The following is a 20,797-nucleotide window of genomic DNA, read 5'->3' as shown; positions in this document are numbered from 1 at the left end:
CCGGCGGCGGGCGGGCGGCCTACTGGTTCGCGACCTGTCCGTCCGGCAGGCTGAAGCGCTCGGACTCCACCTTGGCCGCGGCTTCGGGCGCGCGGATCAGCAGCACCGGCACGGGCGCCACCCGCAGGATGTGTTCCGCGCTGCTGCCCATGGCCCAGCGGCTCAGGCCGCGCCGCCCGTGCGTGCCGAGCACGATCAGGTCGGCCTTCGAATCGACGGCTTCGGTCACCACCTGGTCGTGGACCGCGCCGGCCTTGAAGCCGTCGCGCAGCACGACCTCGGCCTCGACGCCCGCGTCCTGCGCCTGGGCGCGGGCCTTCTCGAGCAGCGTCACGGCGTTGGCGCGCAGCGCCCCGAGCCAGTCGCCCGAATGGCCGACGTAGACGTCCATGCCGAGCGCGAACGAGAGCTCATCGAGGATGTGGACGATGCGCAGGCGGCCACCGGTGAGCTTTGCCAGGCGGATGGCTTCGGCCAGGCCTTCGGCGGAGGTGGAACTGCCGTCGACGGGAACCAGGATGCGTTGGTACATGGTGTGGAACCTCCAGGAGTGCGTTGAAGAAAAAGACAGGAGATGCCATGCCAGTCTGTGCCTGGCTGCATGCGCGGGCCTTGATCTGGAACAAGCCCGGGCCGCCTCGGACTTGCGACCCTTGGGGCCTTCGAAAGAAGGAGACCCCTCCATGACCCATGCCGCCGTCCGGATCATTCGCCAGGAGCACGCCGCGCTGGCGGCCATGCTGCGTTCCATCGTGATGCTGCTCGACCAGCACCGCCGCAAGGGCACGATGCCCGACTTCGCGACGTTGCGCGCGATGCTGTTCTACGTGGACGAGTTTCCCGAGAAGCGCCATCACCCGAAGGAGACCGAGCTGCTCTTCCCCCGGCTGCGCGCCAGCACGCCGATCTCACGCGACCTGATGGACAAGCTGGACAACGACCATGCCTGGGGCGAGCGCAAGATTCGCCACGTCGAGCATGCGCTGCTGGCCTTCGAGATGCTCGGCGAGCCGCGCCGCCTGGTCTTCGAGCAGGCGATGAACGAGTACGTGAGCTTCTACCTGGAGCACATGGCGCACGAGGAGCGCGAGATCCTGCCGCTGGCCGAGCGCGTGCTCAGTGCCGACGACTGGCGCGAACTCGATGCGGCCTTCGGCGAGAACCGCGACCTGTTCTCCAACCACCCCGCGCCCGACGAGGTGTATGCGTCGCTCTTCACGCGCATCGTCAACGCGGTGCCTGCGCCGATCGGGCTGGGGCCGGCGCTGTAGGCAACGACGGCCCGCGTCCGGATCGCGTAGGCTCGGCCTGACACCCTTCAGGACGAACGAGACGGCGAGATGGACATCGATCAGATCAGGGGAAGGCTGGACTTCCTTCGCGAGGCCGAGCGCCTCAAGAGCGTGCTGCGCAGCGCGCACACGGCCTCGGGCCGCACCGAGAGCACGGCCGAGCACAGCTGGCGCCTGTGCCTCATGGCCATGGCCTTCGAGGACGAGCTGGCCGACCTGGACCTGCTCAAGGTGCTGAAGATGTGCGTGGTGCACGACCTGGGCGAGGCGATCCACGGCGACATCCCCGCCATCGTGCAGGCCGCGCACCCCGACAAGAGCGCGCAGGAGCGCGAAGACCTGCAGCTGCTCACGCGCACGCTCGACGCGCCGCTGCGCGCGGGCATCCTCGCACTGTGGGACGAGTACGAGAAAGCCGAGACGCCCGAAGCGCAGGCGGTCAAGGCGCTCGACAAGCTCGAGACCCTGCTGCAGCACAACCAGGGCGCGAACCCGCCGGACTTCGACTACGAATTCAACCTCGGCTACGGCCAGAAGCACACCGGCAGCCGGCCGCTGTTCCGTGCCATGCGGGCGCTGGTGGATGCCGACACGCAGAAGAAGGTGGAGGCTGCGCGACGGACGGAGGCGGGGCCGGTGGTTCGCCCCGAGCAACCGGGCGATGAGGCCGCCATCCGGCAATTGACGGTGGCGGCGTTTGCCGAGGCACCGCATGCCGACGGCACCGAACACCTCATCGTCGACGCCTTGCGCGCGGCCGGCCAGCTCACGCTGTCGCTCGTGGTCGAAGACGGCGGCGAGATCGTCGGCCATGTGGCGCTGTCGCCCGTGGCGATCTCGGACGGTACGACTGGCTGGCATGGCCTGGGCCCGATCTCGGTGGCGCCCACGCGCCAGGGGCAGGGCATCGGCCGGCTGCTGATGGACGCCGCGCTGGCGGGCCTGCGCGACGCCGGCGCGCAAGGCTGCGTGCTGCTGGGCGACCCGGCTTTCTATGGCCGCTTCGGCTTCGTCGTGCGGCCCGGGCTGGTGTTGCCGGGCGTGCCGCCGGAATACTTTCAGGCCGTGTCGTTCCACGGCGCGTGGCCGGTCGGCGAGGTGCGGTACCACGCGGCGTTCGGCGTCGGTGCCTGACGCACGGACCGGGGGCGCAAGGCGTTCATAATCGCCCCCGTCATGCCTGCCCGCCACCTGCCTTCGGACACTGCCCATGCGCCGCGCGTGAAGCGCGCGCAGACCTCGGTGTCCGCGCGTTCCGCGACCCCCGAACCACCCCGCCGCCGCATTCATGACGGTGGTGCGTCCCGCAGCCTTGCGGGCTTCACCGCGATGGAGAGCAGCGCACCGGCCCGCGCGCCGTCTGCGGCGCGACCGCGCAACTGGCGCACGACCCTGCTGGGTGTGGCGCTTGGGTTGGTCATTGCGATGCTGTTGCTCATGAAGTGGCTGCTCGACTACCAGGTCGATGCCGCGCAAGCGCGCCACGCGCAGGAAGCCCAGGCGCGTACGCAGGCCGCGCGCTGCTTCGGCCGCGATGCCGGGCCGTCGTGCCCGCCGGCCGGTCGCACGGTCGTCGAGACCGTCGAGTCCGCAGCGACGAGATAACCCCGCGCACCGCGTGCGCGGGGCCTCGTTCGTTCAGTTCAGCGCAGCACCAGCACCGGAATGTGCGAGTGCGTCAGCACGTGCAGCGTCTCGCTGCCCAGCAGCAGCCGGGCGAGGCTGCGGCGCCCGTGCGAGGCCATCACGATCAGGTCGCAGTCCTGGTTCTTGGCGGCGTGGATGATGGCTTCGGCCACCTGGTTCGACTTCATGACCACCGCGTCGGCGCGGCGCACGCCCTTGGCCAGGGCGGTGTCGCGCACCGCATCGGCCACGCGCTGGGCCGCCTGCTCGACGTGTTTCTGGTTGGCCTCGAAATCCGTCTGGTTCAGCAGCATCGAGCCTTCGAAGTAGCCATAGGGCTGGATGTGCGCGACGTTGACGCTCACCAGCTCGGCGCCGGTCAGCAACGCGAGATCGATGGCCGCGGCCACCGCCTTGTCCGACAGCGAAGAGCCGTCGGTTGCGACGAGAACACGCTTGTACATGGCAGGCTCCTTGGCCCCCGGCACCGCGGGTGCCCTCACTGCCCAGTCTAGGTCGCTGGGCCCGGTCTTTCAAGGCGCGGCGCAGCGGCCGCGCCGATCACCGTCAGCTGCTCGTGCTGTGGCGCCGGCCCAGGGCGAACACCGAGTTCGGCGCGTCGACCACGAAGGGCTTGCGCACCGGCGAGCCAACGACGGCCGTGGTGCGGCGGGCGGCCGCGCTGGTGGCGGGCTGCACGCCCTTGGCCTTCTGTTCGTCGACCAGGCTCTGCAGCGAGATCGAGCGCAGGAACTCGACGGCGCGCAGGTTCACGGAGGCCCAGAGGTCGTCGATCTCGCAGCGGCCGGGTTCGTCGGCCGAGCCGGCGGCGCGCGGGCGGATCTTGCTGGCGCCCAGGTCTTCGATGGTGAGCACGATGTCGGCCACCGTGATCTCCGTGGCCTTGCGGCTGAGCGAGTAGCCGCCGCCGGGGCCGCGGGTGGATTCGACCAGCCCGTTGCGGCGCAACTTGGCGAACAGCAGTTCCAGGTACGACAGCGAGACCTGCTGGCGCAGGCTGATCGAGGCCAGCGTGACGGGGCCCGAGCGGCCGTGCAGGGCGATGTCGATCATCGCGGTGACCGCGAAGCGGCCCTTGGTGGTGAGGCGCATGGTGTTTCCTTCCTTGCTTGTCGTTCTGTGTGCGCTTACTCGTCGCGGCCGCCGGCGATGCCCAGCAGGGCCAGCAGCGACTGGAACACGTTGTAGAGGCTCAGGTACACGCCCAGCGTGGCCGAGATGTAGTTGGTTTCCAGGCCGTCCTTCACGCGCTTCAGGTCGTGCAGGATGAAGGCCGAGAAGATGCCGATGGCGGCGACCGACAGCGTCATCATCAGCGCGCTCGACTGGATGAAGACGTTGGCGATGCCCACCACGAGCAGGCCGATGGCGCCCACGAAGAGCCATTTGCCCATGGCCGAGATGTCGCGCTTGATGACCGTCGAGAGCATGGCCATGCCCAGGAAGATGCCGCCGGTGCCGGCGAAGGCGGTCATCACCAGGCTGGCGCCGTTGGACAGGCCGAGCACGCTGCCGACCAGGCGCGACAGCATCAGACCCATGAAGAAGGTGAAGGCCAGCAGCACGGGCACGCCGGCGGCGGAGTTCTTGGTCTTCTCGATGGCGTACATGAAGCCGAAGGCGCCGCCGAGGAACACCATGATGCCGATGCCCGGCGACATGGCGCGCGTGAGGCCGGTGGCCACGCCGAGCCAGGCGCCCAGCACGGTGGGCACCATCGACAGCGCGAGCAGCCAGTAGGTGTTGCGCAGAACGCGGTTGCGTTCCTGGACCGAGGCCAACGGTGCGCCGAAGCTGGAGGGGTAGGCCGATTGGCTGGAGTTCATCGAAAAATCCTGAAAAAGAGAGAAGGCCGGACGGGTCGCATGACACGTGCGGCGGGGCCGTCAGACGGCTGAAAAAGAAGGGGCAGGGGCGTCGCGCGAAAAGGGCGACGGGCCGGATCGGATGAGCGCAAACGCCCGGACTGCAACAGTCCTCAGGCGTTCGCTCGCCGCCGCGCGGCCTCAGGCGGCGAGGAGGGCGTGGGGCCGGGGTGGCCGCTTGGGCCGGTCGAGCAGCGGCGAGAGCACCGAGGTGGAGCCCAGCCGCGGCGGTTGCGCGGACAGCACCAGCAGGTTGCGTGCGTGGGGACGCGCATCGACCAGTTCGGCGTGCTCGGAGCCCGCTTCGTCCATGGCGGACGGGTCTTCGGACGACGTCTTGCCGATGTCCTTGTCGCCGCCATCGGCCAGCGAGGCGGCGAGCGTCGCGACGGTCTGGCGTTCGCCGGACGACGACGTCACATGGTGGCCGCCGACCAGCCCGTGCGCGAGCACGGCGAAGCCGTAGCAGGACAGCATGAAAGCGAGGACAGTAGCGGCAAACCAGCGGGACATGTAGGGGTATTTTACCCGCCGCCACGGATCGGCTCCGGCGGGCGCGAATTCATCCGACCACGGCGCACGGGTGTTGCCATCGTCCATCGGGTGGAACGCTGCAGGCAAATTTCGCCGACTACCGGACTTTCGGGTGCGCTTTTACGCTGACGGACATGCATCGGGGGCCATTTTTCCCCGGCATTCAACCTCGCAAAGGAAGCCTCTCATGTCCAAGCCTTACACCCGTCTCGACAAGAACGATGTCGCCGTGCTGCTGGTCGACCACCAGACCGGCCTGCTCTCGCTGGTGCGCGACATCGACCCCGACAAGTTCAAGAACAACGTGCTGGCCCTGGCCGACATCGCCAGCTACTTCAAGCTGCCCACGGTGCTGACCACCAGCTTCGAGAACGGCCCCAACGGCCCGCTGGTGCCCGAGCTGAAGGCCCAGTTCCCCGACGCGCCCTACATTCCCCGCCCCGGCCAGATCAACGCCTGGGACAACGAGGACTTCGTCAAGGCCGTGAAGGCCACGGGCAAGAAGCAGCTCCTGATCGCCGGCGTGGTCACCGAGGTCTGCGTGGCCTTCCCGGCGCTGTCGGCGCTGGCCGAGGGCTTCGACGTGTTCGTCGTCACCGACGCGTCGGGCACCTTCAACGACGTGACGCGCCAGGCCGCGTGGGACCGCATGTCGGCCGCCGGCGCGCAGCTGATGTCCTGGTTCGGCGTGGCCTGCGAGCTGCACCGCGACTGGCGCAACGACATCGAGGGCCTGGGCACGCTGTTCTCCAACCACATCCCCGACTACCGCAACCTCATCACCAGCTACACGCAACTGACCCAGGGAAAGTGAGCACCCCATGACCACACCGAACACCGTCGCCAACTTCAACGGCGCCAAGCCCGTCATCGACCCCGACGACGCCGTGATGCTGCTCATCGACCACCAGAGCGGCCTGTTCCAGACCGTGAAGGACATGCCGATGACCGAGCTGCGCTCCAACGTCACCACGCTGGCCAAGGTCGCGACGCTGGCGAAGATCCCGGTCATCACCACCGCCTCGGTGCCGCAGGGTCCGAACGGCCCGCTGATTCCCGAAGTGCACAAGTACGCGCCGCATGCGCAGTACGTGGCGCGCAAGGGCGAGATCAACGCCTGGGACAACCCCGAGTTCGTGGCCGCCGTGAAGGCCACCGGGCGCGGCACGCTGATCATCGCGGGCACCATCACCAGCGTGTGCATGGCCTTCCCGAGCATCGCGGCGGTGCACGAGGGCTACCGCGTGTTCGCGGTGATCGACGCGTCGGGCACCTACTCGAAGATGGCGCAGGAGATCACGCTGGCGCGCGTGGTGCAGGCCGGCGTGGTGCCGATCGACACCGCGGGCGTGTGCTCCGAAGTGCAGAAGACCTGGCACCGCGACGACGCCGCGCAATGGGCCGAGGCCTACAGCGCCGTGTTCCCGCCCTACCAGCTGCTGATCGAGAGCTACATGAAGGCGCAGGAAGTCGTGACGAACAGCGAGCAGCTGGACTCGCAGCGCGCCTGATCTTCCGGATGCGACACTGACGAACGCCGCGCCGCACGCGAAACGTGCGGCGCGGCTTTCCTTCTTCTTTCAACGCACGGCAAGGAGCCCCGCATGGACAGTCCCCGCATCCTGATCATTCCCGGCAGCGCCCGCGACGGCTCGCTCAACCGCCGGCTGGCGGCCGTGGCCGCGGCCACCGCGCGCGCGGCGGGCCTGCAGGTGACGGAGATGGACCTGCGCGCGCTGGCACTGCCCGTGTACGACGGCGACCTCGAAGCCGCCTCGGGCGTGCCGGCCGGCGCGCACGAACTGCGCAGCGCCATCGCGGCGAGCGACGGCGTGCTGCTCGTCACGCCCGAGTACAACGGCTTTCCCACGCCGCTGGTCATCAACGCCTTCAGCTGGCTCTCGCGCATTCCGCCGGGCGAGGGCCACGCGGGCGGGCTGGCCGCCACGGCCAACAAGCCGGCCGCGCTGCTGTCGGCCTCGCCCGGGCCGCTGGGCGCGCTGCGCTCGATGAACTTCCTGCGCCAGTACCTGCAGATGGCCTTCGCCATGCTGGTGGCACCGCAGCAGTTCGCGCTCGGGCGCGCGAACGAGGCCTTCGAGGCCGACGGCACGCTGAAGGACGCACGCGCCGCGCAGTCGGTGCAGAAGGTGGTGGCGGCACTGGCCGCGCTCGCGACCGCGCTGCCCACGCCACGCTGACTTGCTCAGGGCGGCGTTCGTGCTGTCGCGCGAACGACCGTCCCGATCCGCATCGCGACGTATCTTCGACCGCACATTGGAAGAAGGACGAGACGACATGCAATTCGAATTCACGCCCCGGGTGCTCGCGCTGCGCGCCGAGCTGCTCAAGTTCATGGACGAGCACGTCTACCCGAACGAGAAGCGCCGCGAGGAAGAGCTGGCCGCCAACGCCCGCGCCGGCCGGCCCTACGCCGAGTTGCCGATGATGGCCGGCCTCAAGGCCAAGGCGCGCGAGCGCGGCCTGTGGAACCTGTTCCTGCCCGAGTCGGAACACGGCCCGGGCCTGAGCAACGTCGAGTACGCGCCGTTGTGCGAGATCATGGGCAGGCGCTACTGGTGCGCGGAAATCTTCAACTGCTCCGCGCCCGACACCGGCAACATGGAAGTGCTGGCGCGCTACGGCACGAAGGCGCAGCAGGAACGCTGGCTCACGCCGCTGCTGGCCGGCGAGATCCGCTCGTCGTTCGCCATGACCGAGCCCGAGGTGGCCTCCAGCGACGCCACCAACATCCGCTGCAGCATCCGCCGTGAGGGCGACGAGTACGTCATCAACGGGCGCAAGTGGTACATCACCGGCGCCATGAACGAGCGCTGCGAAATCTTCGTGCTGATGGGCAAGACCGACCCCGACAACGCCGACCGCCACAAGCAGCAGTCGATGGTGCTCGTGCCGAAGAACACGCCCGGCATCACCATCGTGCGCGACATGCAGCTGCTGGGCATGTACGACCCGCCCTTCGGCCACCCCGAGATCGTGTTCGACAACGTGCGCGTGCCGGTCGAGAACATCCTGCTGGGCGAGGGCCGCGGTTTTGAGATTGCACAAGGCCGCCTCGGCCCCGGACGCATCCACCACTGCATGCGCGCCATCGGCATGGCCGAGGCCGCGCTGGAGATGATGTGCCAGCGCCTCGTGTCGCGCACCGCCTTCCACAAGCCGCTGTCGGAGCAGGGCGTGTGGCGCGAGCGCATTGCCGAGTCGCGCATGCTCATCGAGCAGTCGCGCTGGATGGTGCTGAACGCGGCCTACCGCATGGACACCGTGGGCAACAAGGTGGCGGCGAAAGAGATCGCCATGATCAAGGTGCTCACGCCCAACAACTGCGTGAAGGTGATCGACTGGGCCATGCAGGCCTTCGGCGCGATGGGCCTGAGCCAGGACACGCTGCTCACGCACTTCTACGCCTACGAGCGCCACCTGCGCGTGGCCGACGGCCCCGACGAGGTGCACCGCAACGCGATCGCCAAGCAGGAGCTGGCGGCGTACCAGTAACGGCAACGCCGCCGCGAGCGCGTCAGTCGACGCGTTTCGCGCGCTCCAGCATGGCGTGCAGCAGCACGTTACAGCCGGCCGTCAGGTGGTCGGGATGCGCGTCCTCGATCTCGTTGTGGCTGATGCCGTCCTTGCAGGGCACGAAGATCATGCCGGCCGGTGCCAGCCGCGCGGCATAGATCGCGTCGTGGCCCGCGCCCGACACCACGTCCATGGTCGAGTAGCCGAGCCGTTCGGTCGCGCGGCGCACCGCATCCACGCAATCGGGGTGAAACGGGCAGGGTGGAAAGTACGACACGCGCTCGATCGTCACGCCCAACCCGGTCTCGCGCCCCGTGCGCTCGACGAAGGCGAGGATCTCGCCGTGCATGCGGTCGAGCAATTCGCCGCTCACGTTGCGCAGGTCGACCGAGAACTTCACCTCGCCCGGAATCACGTTGCGGCTGTTCGGGTGCACCTGCACCATGCCGACCGTGCCGCGCCCGTAGGGTGGGTAGCGCAGCCCGATGGCCACCACCTCCTGCATGATCCGCGTCGCCACCTGCAGCGCGTCGCGGCGCAGGTGCATCGGCGTGGGGCCCGCATGCGCCTCCATGCCGGTGACGACGCAGTCGTACCACGAGAGGCCGAGCACCGCCGGCACCACGCCGATGACCTTGTCCGCATCTTCCAGGACCGGCCCTTGCTCGATGTGCGCCTCGAAGTAGGCGCCGATGGGGTGGTCGCCCGGCGTCTGGTCGCCGATGTAGCCGATGCGTTCCAGCTCCTCTTGCACCGTCTTGCCTTCGGTGTCTTTCGCGGCGTAGGCGTGCTCGAGGCTGAAGGCGCCGCAGAACACGCCCGATCCCATCATCACCGGCACGAAGCGCGAGCCTTCCTCGTTGGTCCAGAACGCGACTTCGATGGGCGCTTCGGTGCGAATGCCCTGGTCGTTCAGCGTGCGCACCACTTCCAGTGCCGACAGCACGCCGTAGTTGCCGTCGAACTTGCCGCCGGTGGGTTGCGTGTCGATGTGGCTGCCCGACACGATGGGCGGCAGCGCGGGGTTGGTGCCTTCGCGGCGCATGAAGACGTTGCCGATCTTGTCGACCGTGATGCTCAGGCCGGCCGCCTTGCCCCACGACACCACGAGGTCGCGGCCCTGTTTGTCAAGGTCGGTCAGCGCCAGCCGCTTGACGCCGCCCTTGGGGGTGGCGCCGATGCGTGCCAGTTCCATCAGCGAGTTCCACAGGCGCTCGCCGTTGACCGTCAGCACCTGCGTGTCCACTGCTGCATTCATGTATGACTCCTTGGGGGTTCAGCGCGCCACGGCCGTGGGCGCGTGCTGCTGCTTGAAGCGTTCGAGTGCGGTGAACATCGGCGCGAAGGGTGGGCGCTTGAGGTAGCGGCCGGTGCCTGGCTCGGCGCGCAGGTCGCCGTCGCGCCAGACCCAGCGGCCGGCGCTCACCGTGTGCCTGGGCACACCCGTCACTTCGCGGCCTTCGAAGATGTTGAAGTCGCTCTTCGAATGCTGCGTCTTCACCGACAGCGTCTTGGTGGCCTTCGGGTCCCAGACCACGATGTCGGCGTCGGCGCCGGGCTGGATCACGCCCTTGCGCGGGTACAGGTTGAACAGCTGCGCCGCGTTGGTCGAGGTGACACGCACGAACTCCGACGGCGTGAGCCGGCCGGCGTTGACGCCCGCATCCCACAGCACGGCCATGCGCTCTTCGACGCCGCCGCAGCCGTTGGGAATCTTCGTGAAGTCGTCGCGGCCGGCGGCCTTCTGCTCGGCGCAGAAGGTGCAGTGGTCGGTCGCCGTGGTGTGCAGGTTGCCGCCCTGCAGGCCGCGCCACAGCATGGCCTGGTTCTCGCGCGAGCGGAAGGGCGGGCTCATCACGTGGGCGGCGGCGCGCGCGAAGTCGGGGTCGCGGTAGGCGCTCTCGTCGACCACGAGGTGGCCGGCCAGCACTTCGCCGTACACGCGCTGGCCGCGCGCGCGGGCGCGGGTGATGGCGTCGAGTGCCTCGCCACACGACACGTGCACCACATAGATCGGCACGCCCAGCACGTCCGCGATGGCGATGGCGCGGTTGGCCGCCTCGGCCTCGACCATCGGCGGGCGCGACAGCGGATGGCCTTCAGGCCCGCGAATGCCCTGCGCCAGCAACTGCTGTTGAAGCATCGCGACCAGCTCGCCGTTTTCTGCATGCACCGTGGGCATGGCGCCGAGTTCGAGCGAACGCTGGAAGCTCTTCACCAGGATCTCGTCGTCGGCCATGATCGCGTTCTTGTAGGCCATGAAGTGCTTGAAGCTGTTCACGCCGTGCTCCTGCACCAGCGTGCCCATGTCCTTGTGCACGCTGTCGTTCCACCAGGTCACGGCCACGTGAAAGCTGTAGTCGCCGGCGGATTTTTCGGCCCAGCCGCGCCACATGCGAAATGCGTCCATCAGCGACTGCTGCGGGTCGGGAATCACGAAGTCGATGATGCTGGTGGTGCCACCGGCCAGGCCGGCCGCCGTGCCGCTGAAGAAGTCGTCGGCCGCCACCGTCCCCATGAAGGGCAGCTGCATGTGGGTGTGCGGATCGATGCCGCCGGGCATGACGTAGGCGCCGCCGGCGTCGACGACTTCGGCGCCCGCCGGCACCTGCAGGTCGGTGCCGACCTGGAGGATCTTGTCCCCCTGGCAGAGCACGTCGGCACGGTGCTCGGCATCGGCGTTGACCACCGTGCCACCGCGAATGAGAACGGTCATGGCGTGGGTTCCTTTTCTGTTTTGTCTCAGCTGGGGTTCTTGAGGGGTGGGGTCATGCCCTGAAGCTGTGGCGCGCGCGCCTTCATCAGCCCCATGTAGACCACGGCCGACAGCACCACGCCGACGAACCAGGCGTAGGTGTAGATCGTCTTGAAGAACTCGGGCATCGACGGCACGGTCGACGGAAAGGCCGCGTTGAGGAAGCCGGGGATGTTCGGCAGCACGCCGACGACGAAGGCGACGATGGCCGCCATGTTCCAGCCGTTGCCGTAGCTGTAGGCGCCGGTCTCGCGGTAGAGCGCCTCGACGTCCAGCTCCTTGCGGCGGATGAGGTAGTAGTCGGCAATCAGGATGCCGGCCACCGGCCCCAGCAGCGCCGAGTAGCCGATGAGCCAGGTGAAGATGTAGCCCTGTGTGGTCTCCAACACCTTCCACGGCATCATCACGATGGCGATGCCGGCCGTGATGTAGCCGCCCGTGCGGTACGAGATCTTCTTCGGGTTGAGGGCAGAGAAGTCGTAGGCCGGGCCCACCAGGTTGGCCGCCAGGTTCACGCTCACCGTGTCGATCAGCAGGATGATGAGCGCGATCAGCACCGCGGCGCCGGTCATGCGGCTGGCCAGGTCGACCGGGTCCCACAGCGCCTTGCCGTAGATGACCACCGTGGCCGAGGTGACCATCACGGCCATCATCGCGAGCAGGCCCATGGGTGCGGGCAGGCCGATCACCTGGCCCACCACCTGGTCGCGCTGCGAGCGCGAGAAGCGCGTGAAGTCGGGAATGTTCAGCGCCAGCGTGGCCCAGAAGCCGACCATGGCCGTGAGCGACGGCCAGAACACGGCCCAGAACATGCCGGCCTTCTTGCCGCCGGCCTCGAACTGCGAAGGCTGGTCGAAGATCGGGCCCAGGCCGCCGGCACGTTGCACGGCCCAGTAGAGCAGCGCGACGCACACGATGATCTTCAGCGGCGCAGTGTAGGTTTCGAGACGGCGGATCGACTCGATGCCGTGCACCACGAAGTACAGCTGTATGGCCCAGAAGATCAGGAAGCACACGAGCTGCGCGCCGTTGATGCCGAGCATCGGCAGCTTGTCGCCGCCCAGCGGCTGGCCCATGAGCACGCCGACCAGCGTGTAGATCATCTGGCCGCCGAACCAGGTTTGGATGCCGTACCAGCCGCAGGCCACGATGGCGCGCAGCAAGGCGGGGAGCCGCGCCCCGCGCGTGCCGAACGAGGCGCGCGCCATCACCGCATACGGAATGCCGTACTTCGCGCCGGCGTGGCCGATGAGCAGCATCGGCACCAGCACGATGGCGTTGCCGAGGAACACGGTCAGCACCGCCTGCCCCCACGACATGCCGCCTTCGATGAGGCTGGCCGCCAGCATGTAGGCGGGGATGCACATCACCATGCCCACCCAGAGCGCGGCGAAGTGGTACCAGCGCCACGTTCGCTGCGCCAGCGTGGTGGGCGCCAGGTCCTCGTTCCAGAGGTTTGCGGCGGGTGCGCCGCCGTGCTGTGGGGTCGTCATGTGGGTTTTCTCCTGCACGTGTGTCGTGCGTCTGGCCGTGTGGTCGTTCCCCTCCCGCCGCCGCCCGGTCTGCGCCGGGCTTGGTCATTCACTTGCTCACTCACTCACTCGCTTGTTCGATATCCCGTTCAGGCGGGGCTGCCGGTGCGCATCGGGTTGTTGGGGTGCGTGGTCCAGTTGGCGTAGTGGCCGACCACCGGGTGGCCGGTGCGCGCGTCCGTCTCGCCGGCCTTCAGCGTGCGCATCGACAGCGCGCCGGGCACCGGGCAGATCGACACGCACAGGTTGCAGCCGACGCACTCTTCTTCCTTCACCTCGAAGAAGCGCATGCCGTCTTTCGTGGCGCTGATGGCCTGGTGCGAGGTGTCTTCGCACACCACATGGCAACGGCCGCACTGGATGCACAGGTCCTGGTGAATCACCGCCTTGTCGACGTGGTTCAGGTTGAGCTGCTGCCAGTCGGTGATGCTGCCGACCGCGCGACCGCGCAGCTGCTCCAGGTTGGCGTAGCCCTTCTGGTCCATGAAGTTGGAGAGGCCGTCGCACAGGTCCTGCACGATCTTGAAGCCGTAGACCATGGCAGCAGTGCACACCTGCACCGAGCCGCTGCCCAGCGCGATGAACTCGGCCGCATCGCGCCAGGTCGAGACGCCGCCGATGCCGGAGATGGGCAGGCCGGCCGTTTGTGGGTCGCGCGCGATCTCGGCCACCATGTGCAGCGCGATCGGCTTGGCGCCGGGGCCGCAGTAGCCGCCGTGCGAGCCCTTGCCGTCGGTGTGCGGAAACATCGCCATGGCATCGAGGTCGACGCCCATGATCGAGTTGATGGTGTTGATGAGGCTCACCGCATCGGCGCCGCCCTTCTTGGCAGCGCGCGCGGCGGGCCGGATGTCGGCCACGTTGGGCGTGAGCTTCACGATCACCGGCAGCTTCGAGTAATGCTTGCACCACTCAGCCACCATCTGGATGTACTCGGGCACCTGGCCCACGGCCGCGCCCATGCCGCGTTCGCTCATGCCGTGCGGGCAGCCGAAGTTCAGCTCGATGCCGTCGCAGCCCGTGTCTTCGACCATCGGCAGGATGTTCTTCCACGCCTCTTCGGTGCACGGCACCATGATCGACGCCACCAGCGCGCGGTCGGGCCAGTTGCGCTTCACGCGCGTCATCTCTTCGAGGTTGGTGCGCAGCGGGCGGTCGGAGATCAGCTCGATGTTGTTGAAGCCCGTCACGCGGCGGTCGGCCGCATACGACACGGCATAGCGCGGGCCGTGCACGTTGACGACGTTCGGGTCTTCGCCCACGGTCTTCCAGACCACGCCGCCCCAGCCGGCCTCGAAGGCGCGGACCACGTTGATCTCCTTGTCGGTCGGCGGTGCCGAGGCCAGCCAGAAGGGGTTGGGGCTGCGGATGCCCACGAAATCGATGCTCAGGTCTGCCATGTGAATTGCTCCTGTCGCGCCGCGGCGCGCACGGATGAATGGAGTGAAGGGAAGGGAGGGCGCTGTCGCGTCAGGCAGCGCGCAGGTGGCGGTCGATGGACAGCGCGGCCTGCTTGCCGTCTTCCACCGCCTCGACCGTGAGGTCGCGCCCGCCGAAGCGCGCGTCGCCGCCGGCCCAGACTTTGGGGAGCGAGCTGCGGCATTCCGCATCGGTGCTGATGCGCCCGCCCTGCAGCTGCACGCCGCTGTCTTCCAGCGCGGTCGCGACAAAGCTCTGGCCGATGGCGCACAGCACCATGTCGGCCTGCAGCGCGAGCGCTTCGCCGGTCTCGATCAGCTTGCCGTCGACCAACGCGGTGCGCGCGAAGTCGATGCCGCGCAGCGCGCCGCCCTTGGCGCGCAGGGCCTTGGGCGCGGCCCAGTGGATGATGCGCACGCCGTTCTCCTTGGCCCAGCTCTGCTCGTCGACCGAGGCACCCATGGCCTCGGCGCCGCGCCGGTAGACGATGCTCACGTCTTCCGCGCCGAGCTTGCGCGACTGCACGGCCGCGTCCACCGCGGTCATGCCGCCGCCGATCACTACAACATGGCGGCCGATGGCCACGTCGGCCGGCGACGCGGCCTGGCGCAGCTCGGCAATGAAGTCCACCGCGTCGCGCACGCCGCTCTGCTCGCCCAGGCCCAGCGTGTTCACGCCGGCCAGGCCCAGGCCCAGGAACACCGCGTCGTAGCCGGTGGCGAGCGCATCCAGGTGCAGGTCGCGGCCCAGTGCCTGGTTGTTGCGCACCTCGATGCCGCCGACCGACAGCAGCCACTCGATCTCGCGTTGCGCGAAGCCGTCCACTGTCTTGTAGCTGGCCAGGCCGTATTCGTTCAGGCCGCCCAGCTTGGGGCGCGCGTCGAACAGCGTCACCTGATGGCCCAGCACCGCCAGGCGGTGCGCGCAGGCCAGGCCGGCCGGGCCCGCGCCGACGACGGCAATGCGCTTGCCGGTGTCGGCGGCGCGCACGAACAGCGGCGCGCCGGGCGCGTCGAAGAAGGCATCGGTCGCATGGCGCTGCAGCAGGCCGATCTCGACCGGCTTGCTCTCGTTGCTGTTGCGCACGCAGGCCTGCTCGCACAGCACCTCGGTCGGGCACACGCGGGCGCACATGCCGCCCAGCGGGTTCTCTTCGAGGATGGTGCGCGCGGCGCCGCGCAGGTTGCCGTCGGCGATGCGGCGGATGAAGGTCGGGATGTCGATGCCGGTGGGGCAGGCCGTCTGGCAGGGCGCGTCGAAGCAGTAGTAGCAACGCTCGGCTTCGATGTTGGCCTGCACCACGTTCAGCGGCGGGTGGGCGTCGCAGAAGTTCTTGGCGTACTGCGCGGGGTCGAGACGGCCGGCGCGCACATCGGAGGCAATGTGCGCGCTGGGCGCGACGGGATTCATCGTGCTGCTCATGGGCTTTCAAGCTCCAGGTCGTGGTGGGGTAACCGTGTGCGACATGAGAGATCGAGCCCTCATGAAGTTTGACCAAGTGGTCGAATGTCGCGATGATTCAGCAAACGAGGGGTGCCGCCCATACACAGTTGGCGCGGCGAACGAGAAAGTGTTTGCCGCTGCCGACCATGCTGTTTGGTGCACTCCCCAGCACAGTTGCCCAGGGCAAACCCTGTCCAGACAGGCCGCATGCGTTTCTCAAGGAGACCCGGTGATGCAGAGTTCAAGCAACGCGTCGGCGCTGCGCCAGCCGGCGCCCGCCGGTGCCGGTTGGATGCAGGGCCTGATGGGCGACATGGACGAGGCCGCGCCCGGCCTCGGGCTGGCGCAGCGCCTCGTGGTGGGCGTCGAGTTGCGCGTCATCGACGGGCGCCTTGCACCCGGCACCAAGATGCCTTCGGTGCGCGCGCTGGCCGGCAAGCTGGGTATCAGCACCTTCACCGTCACCGAGTCGTACAGCGCCTTGCGCGCACGCTCGGTATTGGCCTCGCGGCCGGGCAGCGGCTACTACGTGCTGCATCGGCCTTCGCGCTTGGCACCCGACGACGCCGATGCGGTGCCGCGCATGACCGACACCGCCACGGCCCACGACCGCCCGCCACCCCCCGAATACCGGGGCGACGACCTGGTGCGCGAAGCCATGCGCCGCGTGGCCCGCTCGGCCCCCGAATGGGACAGCGGCACGCGACATGGTTTCGGCCTGCCGCGCCTGCGCGAACTGATCGCCGCGCGCCATCGTGCCGAATTGCCCGCACTGGGCCCGCAGCAGGTCATGACGGCAGCGGGCAGCCTCGGCGCCACGATGTGCCTGCTGCAGGCCTGGACCGAGCCCGGCGACGCGGTGCTGGTCGAGTCGCCCGCACCGCGCCAGCTGCGCAGCCTGATCCGCACGCTGGGCCGTCGCATGCTCGAAGTGCCACGGCGTGGCGGTTGCCTCGACATCGCCGCGCTCGACGGCCATGCCATGCTGTTGCCGACGGCGAGCCGGCAGCGCCTGCTGTTCCTGTCGACCGCCGTCTCCAATCCAATGGGCATCTGCATGAGCCCGCAGGGCGCGCACCAGGCGCTGCAGGCGGCCGAGCGGCATGACCTGCGCGTGATCGAGCTCGACACTTGGCGCGGGCTCTCGCCGCTGCAGGCGCCCAGCCTTGCCGCGATGGACGGGCTGCAGCGCGTGGCGCAGGTCGGTGGCGTGTCGACCACGCTCTCGGCCAAGCTGCGGCTTGCACATGTGCTGCTGCCGCAGCATTGGGTCGACGATGCGGCCTTGCGCTGCTTGCACACCACGCTTGGGCCGAGCGAGTTCGAGGAGCGCGTCGCCTGCGAGGTGCTGGCCGATGCCGGCTATCCGCGCTTCCTGCAGAAGCTCAACACCGCGCTGAAGATCGCCGGTGAGCGCACGCTGTCGCTGTTGACCGGCGCGGGCCTGCAGGCGCTGTGCGTGCCCGATGGCGGTCCCTTTCTCTGCGCAGGCTGGCCGCCCGGCAGCGAGCCTCGTCCATCGGGTGATGCGGTGCTGCAGGAGGCGCGCAAGCAGGGCCTGCCGCTCGCGGCCGCGACCGATTTCGGCGACATGCCGCAGCCTTTTGCCTGGTATCGCTTCAACGTCGCGCACTGCGGCGACGAGCGACTGGTGCGCTTCCTGGCGCGGATGAAGAACCCATGAGTACTGCGCCACCCCTGCGAACTGCGGCGCGTCCTCCCGCCGTGAAGCGCCAGGCCCGCCGCCAGAACCTCGAGAGCGCCATCCTCGCGGTGGCGCAGGAGCGATTCGCGCTGCACGGCTACGGCGGGGTGTCGGTCGACGACATCGCGGCCGACGCGGGCATCTCCAAGCAGAGCCTGCTGTACTACTTCCCCTCGAAGAAGGCGCTGTACAGCCGCGTGTTCAACGACGTGCTCGACTCGTGGCTGTCGAACCTCAACAGCCTGGCCGATGCCGACCTCGACCCGCATGCCGCGCTGGAGCGCTACGTCACGCAGAAGCTGCAGTTCTCGTACGACCACCCTTCGGGCTCGCGGCTGTTCGCGCAGGAAATCATTTCGCAGGCACCGCAATGCGCCGACGACATCGAGGCCAAGCTGGTGCCCGCCTTCCGCGCCGAAGCCGCTGTGCTGAACCGCTGGATGGCGAATGGCGACGTGGCACCGCTGCCGGTGCCGCACCTGCTGTTCACGCTGTGGGCCATGACGCAGACCTACGCCGACTTCGCCTGGCAGATGCGGATGCTGCTCGGCAAGCAGGCGCTGGAGCCGGCCGACTTCGACCTGGCCCGCGAGACCATCCTGCGGATGCTCGAAGGCGCGCTGGGGCTGAAGCGGCCCGCCACCTCGGCGGTGGTGACGAGCGGGCACGCCGCGCTGCCGTGCGCGGAAAAAACCGGCAAGGGCAGGGCCTAGTCGCGCGTCTCGAGCACCATCGACACCTCGACCACGCCGCCGCGAGGCAGCGACGCGACGCCCACGGTGGTGCGAACCGGCAGTGGGGCATCGGGGAAGATCCGTTGCAGGGCCGCCGAGGCCGCGTCCATCACCCGGGCGTGGTCCTTGAAGTCGCCGCAAGCCTGGAGGTAGCCGTTCAGTGCCACGACGCGAACGACGCGCGAGAGGCTGCCGAGCTCGTCCTGCGCCGCGCGCAGCAGGGCGCCGACAGCCGCCACTGCGGCCCGCTGGCCGCGTGCCACATCGTCGGGGCCTGCGAGCCGGCCTGTGATCACCTGGCCGTTCTCGCGCGCCACCACGCCGCTCGTGTGCAGCAGACTGCCGGCCCTCGCGAATGTGGCGTAGGTACCCGATGGCTTGGCCCGCGCCACTTCCGGCGGGCAAAGCTGGTCGAGCAAGAAATCTTCGGGCTGCGCATCGCAGGCCTCGCCGCCGACCCAGCAACCTTCCTGCGTGTTCGCATCCCATGGCAATCCCACGTGGATCGCGGAAGGTGAACCCATCGCCTCTCCCTGCCGCACGGTCACTGACAGCGCCTCGTGGCCGACCAGCCCAAGGTGGCGCAGGCCCCAGGCCAGCGCGGCGGCGGCGATGCCCGTGGCGGCGTCTTCCGGGTAGCCGGAAGATTTGGGAAATTGTCGTGCGCTGACCGTGTCGGTCTCGTCCCGTGACATGGCATAGGGATACAGCCCGGTGGACCCGAGACGTTCGCACAGCGATTCGACGCGTGCGAAGTCGACGCGCAAGGCGTGCAGCTGCGCGGTGTCGGCCAGGCGAACCAGCGTCTTGACCCGGCTGGTGGCGGCGTTGAGCACCGGCCCCACGATCTGCCCGACCTCGATGCCCAGGCACTGCGCGATGTCTTCGACCAGCCGCTGTTGCGTCACCTCTTCCACCGTGGCGCGCGGCTGGCTGATCTGCACCGTGCCATCGACGCGCCGGCCCGTGACGGTGCCGCTGAGCGTTTCGATCGCGACGGGCGCACCGTCCCATTCGCCGCGCCGGTGCAGCAGCCACAGCGCGCCGACCGTGGCGTGGCCGCACATTTCCATCTCGTGCTTCGGCACGAAGTAGCGCATGCGCAGCCGGTGCGCCGGTGTGGTCGGCTTCAGCACGAAGACGGACTCATGGCCGCTGAGCCGGGTGTGCTCCTGCATCTGTGCGGTGGAGAGCGCGTCGGCATCGAGCCAGACGGGCGCGGGGTTGCCGCCGACGGATGGATCGGGGCCGACGAACACGCGGATGTTCCGGCAACCGGGCGCAGAAAAAATCGCAGCCATCGTCAATCAGCCCTCGCATTGACCGAGCGCGCGATGCCACCCCAGAGCTTGATGTCGTCGCGGATCTGTTCCTCGAACACCTCGGGTCTCACGCTCCACGGCGTCACGCCCTTGGCCAGCATGTCGGCGCGCAGTGCCGGGTCTTTCATCGCGGTGTCGAGTGCGGCGCGCAGGCGCTGCACCACCGGCTGCGGCGTGGCGGCCGGTGCCATCAGGCCATACCAGAGCTGCGGTTTGAAGTCCTTGATGCCGGCCGCCTCGAAGGTCGGCAGGTCGGCAAAACCCGCCGACGGTTCACTGATGGCCAGCGCCCGCATGCGGCCGCCGCGCACCTGCGCCAGCAATGCGGGCGGGTTGTCGAACAGCGCCTGGATCTGGCCTGCCATCAGGTCGGCCTGCGCGGGCGCGGCACCGCGGTAGGGCACGTGCGTCATCTCGATGCCGGTGCGCTGCTTGAAGAGTTCGCCCGCCAGGTGGCTCAGGCTGCCGTTGCCGATGCTGCCGTAGTTGAGCGCCTGCGGGTTGGCCTTGGCGTAGCCGACGAAGTCCTTCACCGTGCGCGCCGCCAGCGCGGGCGTGACCACCAGCACGAAAGGCGTGGTGCCGATGGTGCCGATCGGCACCAGGTCCTTGAGGGGGTCGTACGGGAGCTTGGGGTACACCGCATCGGCCGAGGCGATGGTGGTCGTGGTGCTGGCCACCAGCGTGTAGCCGTCGGGGTTCGCCTTCGCGCCGAAGCCCGTGCCGACGGTGCCGCCCGCGCCCGAGCGGTTGTCGATGATGACCGACACACCGAGCGCGGCCTGCAGCCGCAGCTGCACCGAACGGAAGATCACGTCCGTTCCGCCGCCGGCGGGGAAGGGTACGATGACGGTGATCGGCTTCACCGGGTAGGCCGGATCGGAGGCCGGCCACGAGGCGGTCGGCCCGTACAGGGCACCGGCGGCGGCCAGGCCCAGGAGCGCGCGGCGCAGAGGTTGAGTAGTCATGGGGTCTTCTTGCAGGAGTGGTCCTTCCGATTCTGTGGAGCGCG

At 68.7% G+C, this 20,797-nt stretch carries 21 protein-coding genes and 1 pseudogene; 10 read left to right on the top strand and 12 right to left on the bottom strand.

Annotated features, from left to right (window positions below):
• Positions 1 to 19 precede the first annotated feature (19 nt).
• Positions 20 to 532: a universal stress protein gene (locus AC57B8_RS16775; protein WP_390349499.1), complete on the bottom strand. Its 513-nt coding sequence runs from the start codon at positions 530 to 532 to the stop codon at positions 20 to 22.
• Positions 533 to 683: 151 nt separating this feature from the next.
• On the opposite strand from AC57B8_RS16775, the gene AC57B8_RS16770 reads away from it, so the two are divergent.
• The 4 genes and pseudogenes from AC57B8_RS16770 (at position 684) to AC57B8_RS16755 (ending at position 2,897) form a co-directional block, all read left to right on the top strand.
• The gene (locus AC57B8_RS16770) at positions 684 to 1,271 is read left to right on the top strand and encodes a hemerythrin domain-containing protein (RefSeq protein ID WP_496480172.1); all 588 of its coding nucleotides are present in this window, start codon (positions 684 to 686) and stop codon (positions 1,269 to 1,271) included.
• Between the two features lie 69 nt (positions 1,272 to 1,340).
• A pseudogene (locus AC57B8_RS16765) lies at positions 1,341 to 1,904 on the top strand (HD domain-containing protein); the annotation flags it as partial.
• Between the two features lie 24 nt (positions 1,905 to 1,928).
• Positions 1,929 to 2,426, top strand: a complete 498-nt coding sequence (locus AC57B8_RS16760) for a GNAT family N-acetyltransferase (RefSeq protein ID WP_496480533.1) — start codon at positions 1,929 to 1,931, stop codon at positions 2,424 to 2,426.
• A gap of 42 nt (positions 2,427 to 2,468) precedes the next feature.
• Positions 2,469 to 2,897 carry a hypothetical protein gene (locus AC57B8_RS16755; RefSeq protein ID WP_062479965.1) on the top strand — a complete coding sequence of 143 codons (429 nt, stop codon included), beginning with the start codon at positions 2,469 to 2,471 and terminating at the stop codon, positions 2,895 to 2,897.
• Positions 2,898 to 2,935: 38 nt separating this feature from the next.
• Here the strand turns inward: AC57B8_RS16755 and AC57B8_RS16750 are convergent, their stop codons facing one another.
• The 4 genes from AC57B8_RS16750 to AC57B8_RS16735 all read right to left on the bottom strand — a co-directional run bounded on the left by AC57B8_RS16750 (position 2,936) and on the right by AC57B8_RS16735 (position 5,281).
• Complete coding sequence (locus AC57B8_RS16750) at positions 2,936 to 3,382, bottom strand: universal stress protein (protein WP_062479963.1); 447 nt, start codon at positions 3,380 to 3,382, stop codon at positions 2,936 to 2,938.
• A gap of 103 nt (positions 3,383 to 3,485) precedes the next feature.
• Positions 3,486 to 4,031 carry an Rrf2 family transcriptional regulator gene (locus tag AC57B8_RS16745; RefSeq protein WP_307694935.1) on the bottom strand — a complete coding sequence of 182 codons (546 nt, stop codon included), beginning with the start codon at positions 4,029 to 4,031 and terminating at the stop codon, positions 3,486 to 3,488.
• A gap of 35 nt (positions 4,032 to 4,066) precedes the next feature.
• A complete protein-coding gene (locus AC57B8_RS16740) occupies positions 4,067 to 4,765 on the bottom strand; it encodes a Bax inhibitor-1/YccA family protein (RefSeq protein ID WP_062479959.1) in 699 nt (232 codons plus the stop codon).
• Between the two features lie 180 nt (positions 4,766 to 4,945).
• Positions 4,946 to 5,281, bottom strand: a complete 336-nt coding sequence (locus AC57B8_RS16735; RefSeq protein ID WP_062479977.1) for a hypothetical protein — start codon at positions 5,279 to 5,281, stop codon at positions 4,946 to 4,948.
• 244 nt (positions 5,282 to 5,525) lie between these two features.
• On the opposite strand from AC57B8_RS16735, the gene ycaC reads away from it, so the two are divergent.
• From ycaC to AC57B8_RS16715, 4 genes are all read left to right on the top strand, one after another.
• Positions 5,526 to 6,152, top strand: a complete 627-nt coding sequence (ycaC, locus tag AC57B8_RS16730) for an isochorismate family cysteine hydrolase YcaC (protein ID WP_062479957.1) — start codon at positions 5,526 to 5,528, stop codon at positions 6,150 to 6,152.
• Positions 6,153 to 6,159: 7 nt separating this feature from the next.
• Entirely contained in the window at positions 6,160 to 6,849 is a 690-nt protein-coding gene (locus AC57B8_RS16725; RefSeq protein WP_062479955.1) for an isochorismatase family protein, read from the top strand.
• Positions 6,850 to 6,942: 93 nt separating this feature from the next.
• Entirely contained in the window at positions 6,943 to 7,539 is a 597-nt protein-coding gene (locus AC57B8_RS16720) for an NADPH-dependent FMN reductase (RefSeq protein WP_496480171.1), read from the top strand.
• A 97-nt stretch (positions 7,540 to 7,636) separates the two neighbouring features.
• A complete protein-coding gene (locus AC57B8_RS16715) occupies positions 7,637 to 8,854 on the top strand; it encodes an acyl-CoA dehydrogenase family protein (protein WP_369645982.1) in 1,218 nt (405 codons plus the stop codon).
• A gap of 22 nt (positions 8,855 to 8,876) precedes the next feature.
• Here the strand turns inward: AC57B8_RS16715 and AC57B8_RS16710 are convergent, their stop codons facing one another.
• From AC57B8_RS16710 to AC57B8_RS16690, 5 genes are all read right to left on the bottom strand, one after another.
• Positions 8,877 to 10,133, bottom strand: coding sequence for a Zn-dependent hydrolase (locus AC57B8_RS16710; RefSeq protein ID WP_496480170.1), 1,257 nt, complete (start codon positions 10,131 to 10,133; stop codon positions 8,877 to 8,879).
• Between the two features lie 18 nt (positions 10,134 to 10,151).
• Entirely contained in the window at positions 10,152 to 11,591 is a 1,440-nt protein-coding gene (gene hydA / locus AC57B8_RS16705) for a dihydropyrimidinase (RefSeq protein WP_496480169.1), read from the bottom strand.
• A gap of 26 nt (positions 11,592 to 11,617) precedes the next feature.
• The gene (locus AC57B8_RS16700) at positions 11,618 to 13,123 is read right to left on the bottom strand and encodes an NCS1 family nucleobase:cation symporter-1 (protein WP_496480168.1); all 1,506 of its coding nucleotides are present in this window, start codon (positions 13,121 to 13,123) and stop codon (positions 11,618 to 11,620) included.
• Positions 13,124 to 13,251: 128 nt separating this feature from the next.
• Positions 13,252 to 14,562: an NAD-dependent dihydropyrimidine dehydrogenase subunit PreA gene (preA, locus tag AC57B8_RS16695; protein WP_062479945.1), complete on the bottom strand. Its 1,311-nt coding sequence runs from the start codon at positions 14,560 to 14,562 to the stop codon at positions 13,252 to 13,254.
• A gap of 70 nt (positions 14,563 to 14,632) precedes the next feature.
• Positions 14,633 to 16,003: an NAD(P)-dependent oxidoreductase gene (locus tag AC57B8_RS16690; protein WP_496480167.1), complete on the bottom strand. Its 1,371-nt coding sequence runs from the start codon at positions 16,001 to 16,003 to the stop codon at positions 14,633 to 14,635.
• Positions 16,004 to 16,256: 253 nt separating this feature from the next.
• Between AC57B8_RS16690 and AC57B8_RS16685 the strand changes: the two genes are divergently transcribed.
• Both AC57B8_RS16685 and AC57B8_RS16680 read left to right on the top strand, forming a co-directional pair.
• Complete coding sequence (locus AC57B8_RS16685; RefSeq protein WP_496480166.1) at positions 16,257 to 17,708, top strand: aminotransferase-like domain-containing protein; 1,452 nt, start codon at positions 16,257 to 16,259, stop codon at positions 17,706 to 17,708.
• A complete protein-coding gene (locus tag AC57B8_RS16680) occupies positions 17,705 to 18,442 on the top strand; it encodes a TetR family transcriptional regulator C-terminal domain-containing protein (RefSeq protein WP_496480165.1) in 738 nt (245 codons plus the stop codon). Before AC57B8_RS16685 ends, AC57B8_RS16680 begins: the two co-directional genes overlap by 4 nt.
• Here the strand turns inward: AC57B8_RS16680 and AC57B8_RS16675 are convergent.
• Positions 18,439 to 19,722: a PhzF family phenazine biosynthesis isomerase gene (locus AC57B8_RS16675; RefSeq protein ID WP_496480164.1), complete on the bottom strand. Its 1,284-nt coding sequence runs from the start codon at positions 19,720 to 19,722 to the stop codon at positions 18,439 to 18,441. The genes AC57B8_RS16680 and AC57B8_RS16675 overlap by 4 nt on opposite strands.
• Positions 19,723 to 19,766: 44 nt before the next feature.
• Positions 19,767 to 20,753: a Bug family tripartite tricarboxylate transporter substrate binding protein gene (locus AC57B8_RS16670; RefSeq protein ID WP_496480163.1), complete on the bottom strand. Its 987-nt coding sequence runs from the start codon at positions 20,751 to 20,753 to the stop codon at positions 19,767 to 19,769.
• Positions 20,754 to 20,797 lie beyond the last annotated feature (44 nt).

The organism is Variovorax sp. BGA-UO-ETr-C22 (genome assembly GCF_059567965.1).
This window is presented reverse-complemented; position numbering and strand designations above follow the sequence as displayed.

What these genes read in the sequence shown, in the direction of transcription:
- AC57B8_RS16685 (WP_496480166.1), top strand. Translation starts at nt 16,257, where the DNA reads ATGCAGAGTTCAAGCAACGCGTCGGCGCTGCGCCAGCCGGCGCCCGCC.
- hydA (WP_496480169.1), bottom strand. Translation starts at nt 11,591, where the DNA reads ATGACCGTTCTCATTCGCGGTGGCACGGTGGTCAACGCCGATGCCGAG.
- ycaC (WP_062479957.1), top strand. Translation starts at nt 5,526, where the DNA reads ATGTCCAAGCCTTACACCCGTCTCGACAAGAACGATGTCGCCGTGCTG.
- AC57B8_RS16715 (WP_369645982.1), top strand. Translation starts at nt 7,637, where the DNA reads ATGCAATTCGAATTCACGCCCCGGGTGCTCGCGCTGCGCGCCGAGCTG.
- AC57B8_RS16710 (WP_496480170.1), bottom strand. Translation starts at nt 10,133, where the DNA reads ATGAATGCAGCAGTGGACACGCAGGTGCTGACGGTCAACGGCGAGCGC.
- AC57B8_RS16750 (WP_062479963.1), bottom strand. Translation starts at nt 3,382, where the DNA reads ATGTACAAGCGTGTTCTCGTCGCAACCGACGGCTCTTCGCTGTCGGAC.
- AC57B8_RS16775 (WP_390349499.1), bottom strand. Translation starts at nt 532, where the DNA reads ATGTACCAACGCATCCTGGTTCCCGTCGACGGCAGTTCCACCTCCGCC.
- AC57B8_RS16740 (WP_062479959.1), bottom strand. Translation starts at nt 4,765, where the DNA reads ATGAACTCCAGCCAATCGGCCTACCCCTCCAGCTTCGGCGCACCGTTG.
- AC57B8_RS16745 (WP_307694935.1), bottom strand. Translation starts at nt 4,031, where the DNA reads ATGCGCCTCACCACCAAGGGCCGCTTCGCGGTCACCGCGATGATCGAC.
- AC57B8_RS16700 (WP_496480168.1), bottom strand. Translation starts at nt 13,123, where the DNA reads ATGACGACCCCACAGCACGGCGGCGCACCCGCCGCAAACCTCTGGAAC.
- AC57B8_RS16670 (WP_496480163.1), bottom strand. Translation starts at nt 20,753, where the DNA reads ATGACTACTCAACCTCTGCGCCGCGCGCTCCTGGGCCTGGCCGCCGCC.
- AC57B8_RS16735 (WP_062479977.1), bottom strand. Translation starts at nt 5,281, where the DNA reads ATGCTGTCCTGCTACGGCTTCGCCGTGCTCGCGCACGGGCTGGTCGGC.
- AC57B8_RS16690 (WP_496480167.1), bottom strand. Translation starts at nt 16,003, where the DNA reads ATGAGCAGCACGATGAATCCCGTCGCGCCCAGCGCGCACATTGCCTCC.
- AC57B8_RS16680 (WP_496480165.1), top strand. Translation starts at nt 17,705, where the DNA reads ATGAGTACTGCGCCACCCCTGCGAACTGCGGCGCGTCCTCCCGCCGTG.
- AC57B8_RS16720 (WP_496480171.1), top strand. Translation starts at nt 6,943, where the DNA reads ATGGACAGTCCCCGCATCCTGATCATTCCCGGCAGCGCCCGCGACGGC.
- AC57B8_RS16770 (WP_496480172.1), top strand. Translation starts at nt 684, where the DNA reads ATGACCCATGCCGCCGTCCGGATCATTCGCCAGGAGCACGCCGCGCTG.
- preA (WP_062479945.1), bottom strand. Translation starts at nt 14,562, where the DNA reads ATGGCAGACCTGAGCATCGATTTCGTGGGCATCCGCAGCCCCAACCCC.
- AC57B8_RS16755 (WP_062479965.1), top strand. Translation starts at nt 2,469, where the DNA reads ATGCCTGCCCGCCACCTGCCTTCGGACACTGCCCATGCGCCGCGCGTG.
- AC57B8_RS16725 (WP_062479955.1), top strand. Translation starts at nt 6,160, where the DNA reads ATGACCACACCGAACACCGTCGCCAACTTCAACGGCGCCAAGCCCGTC.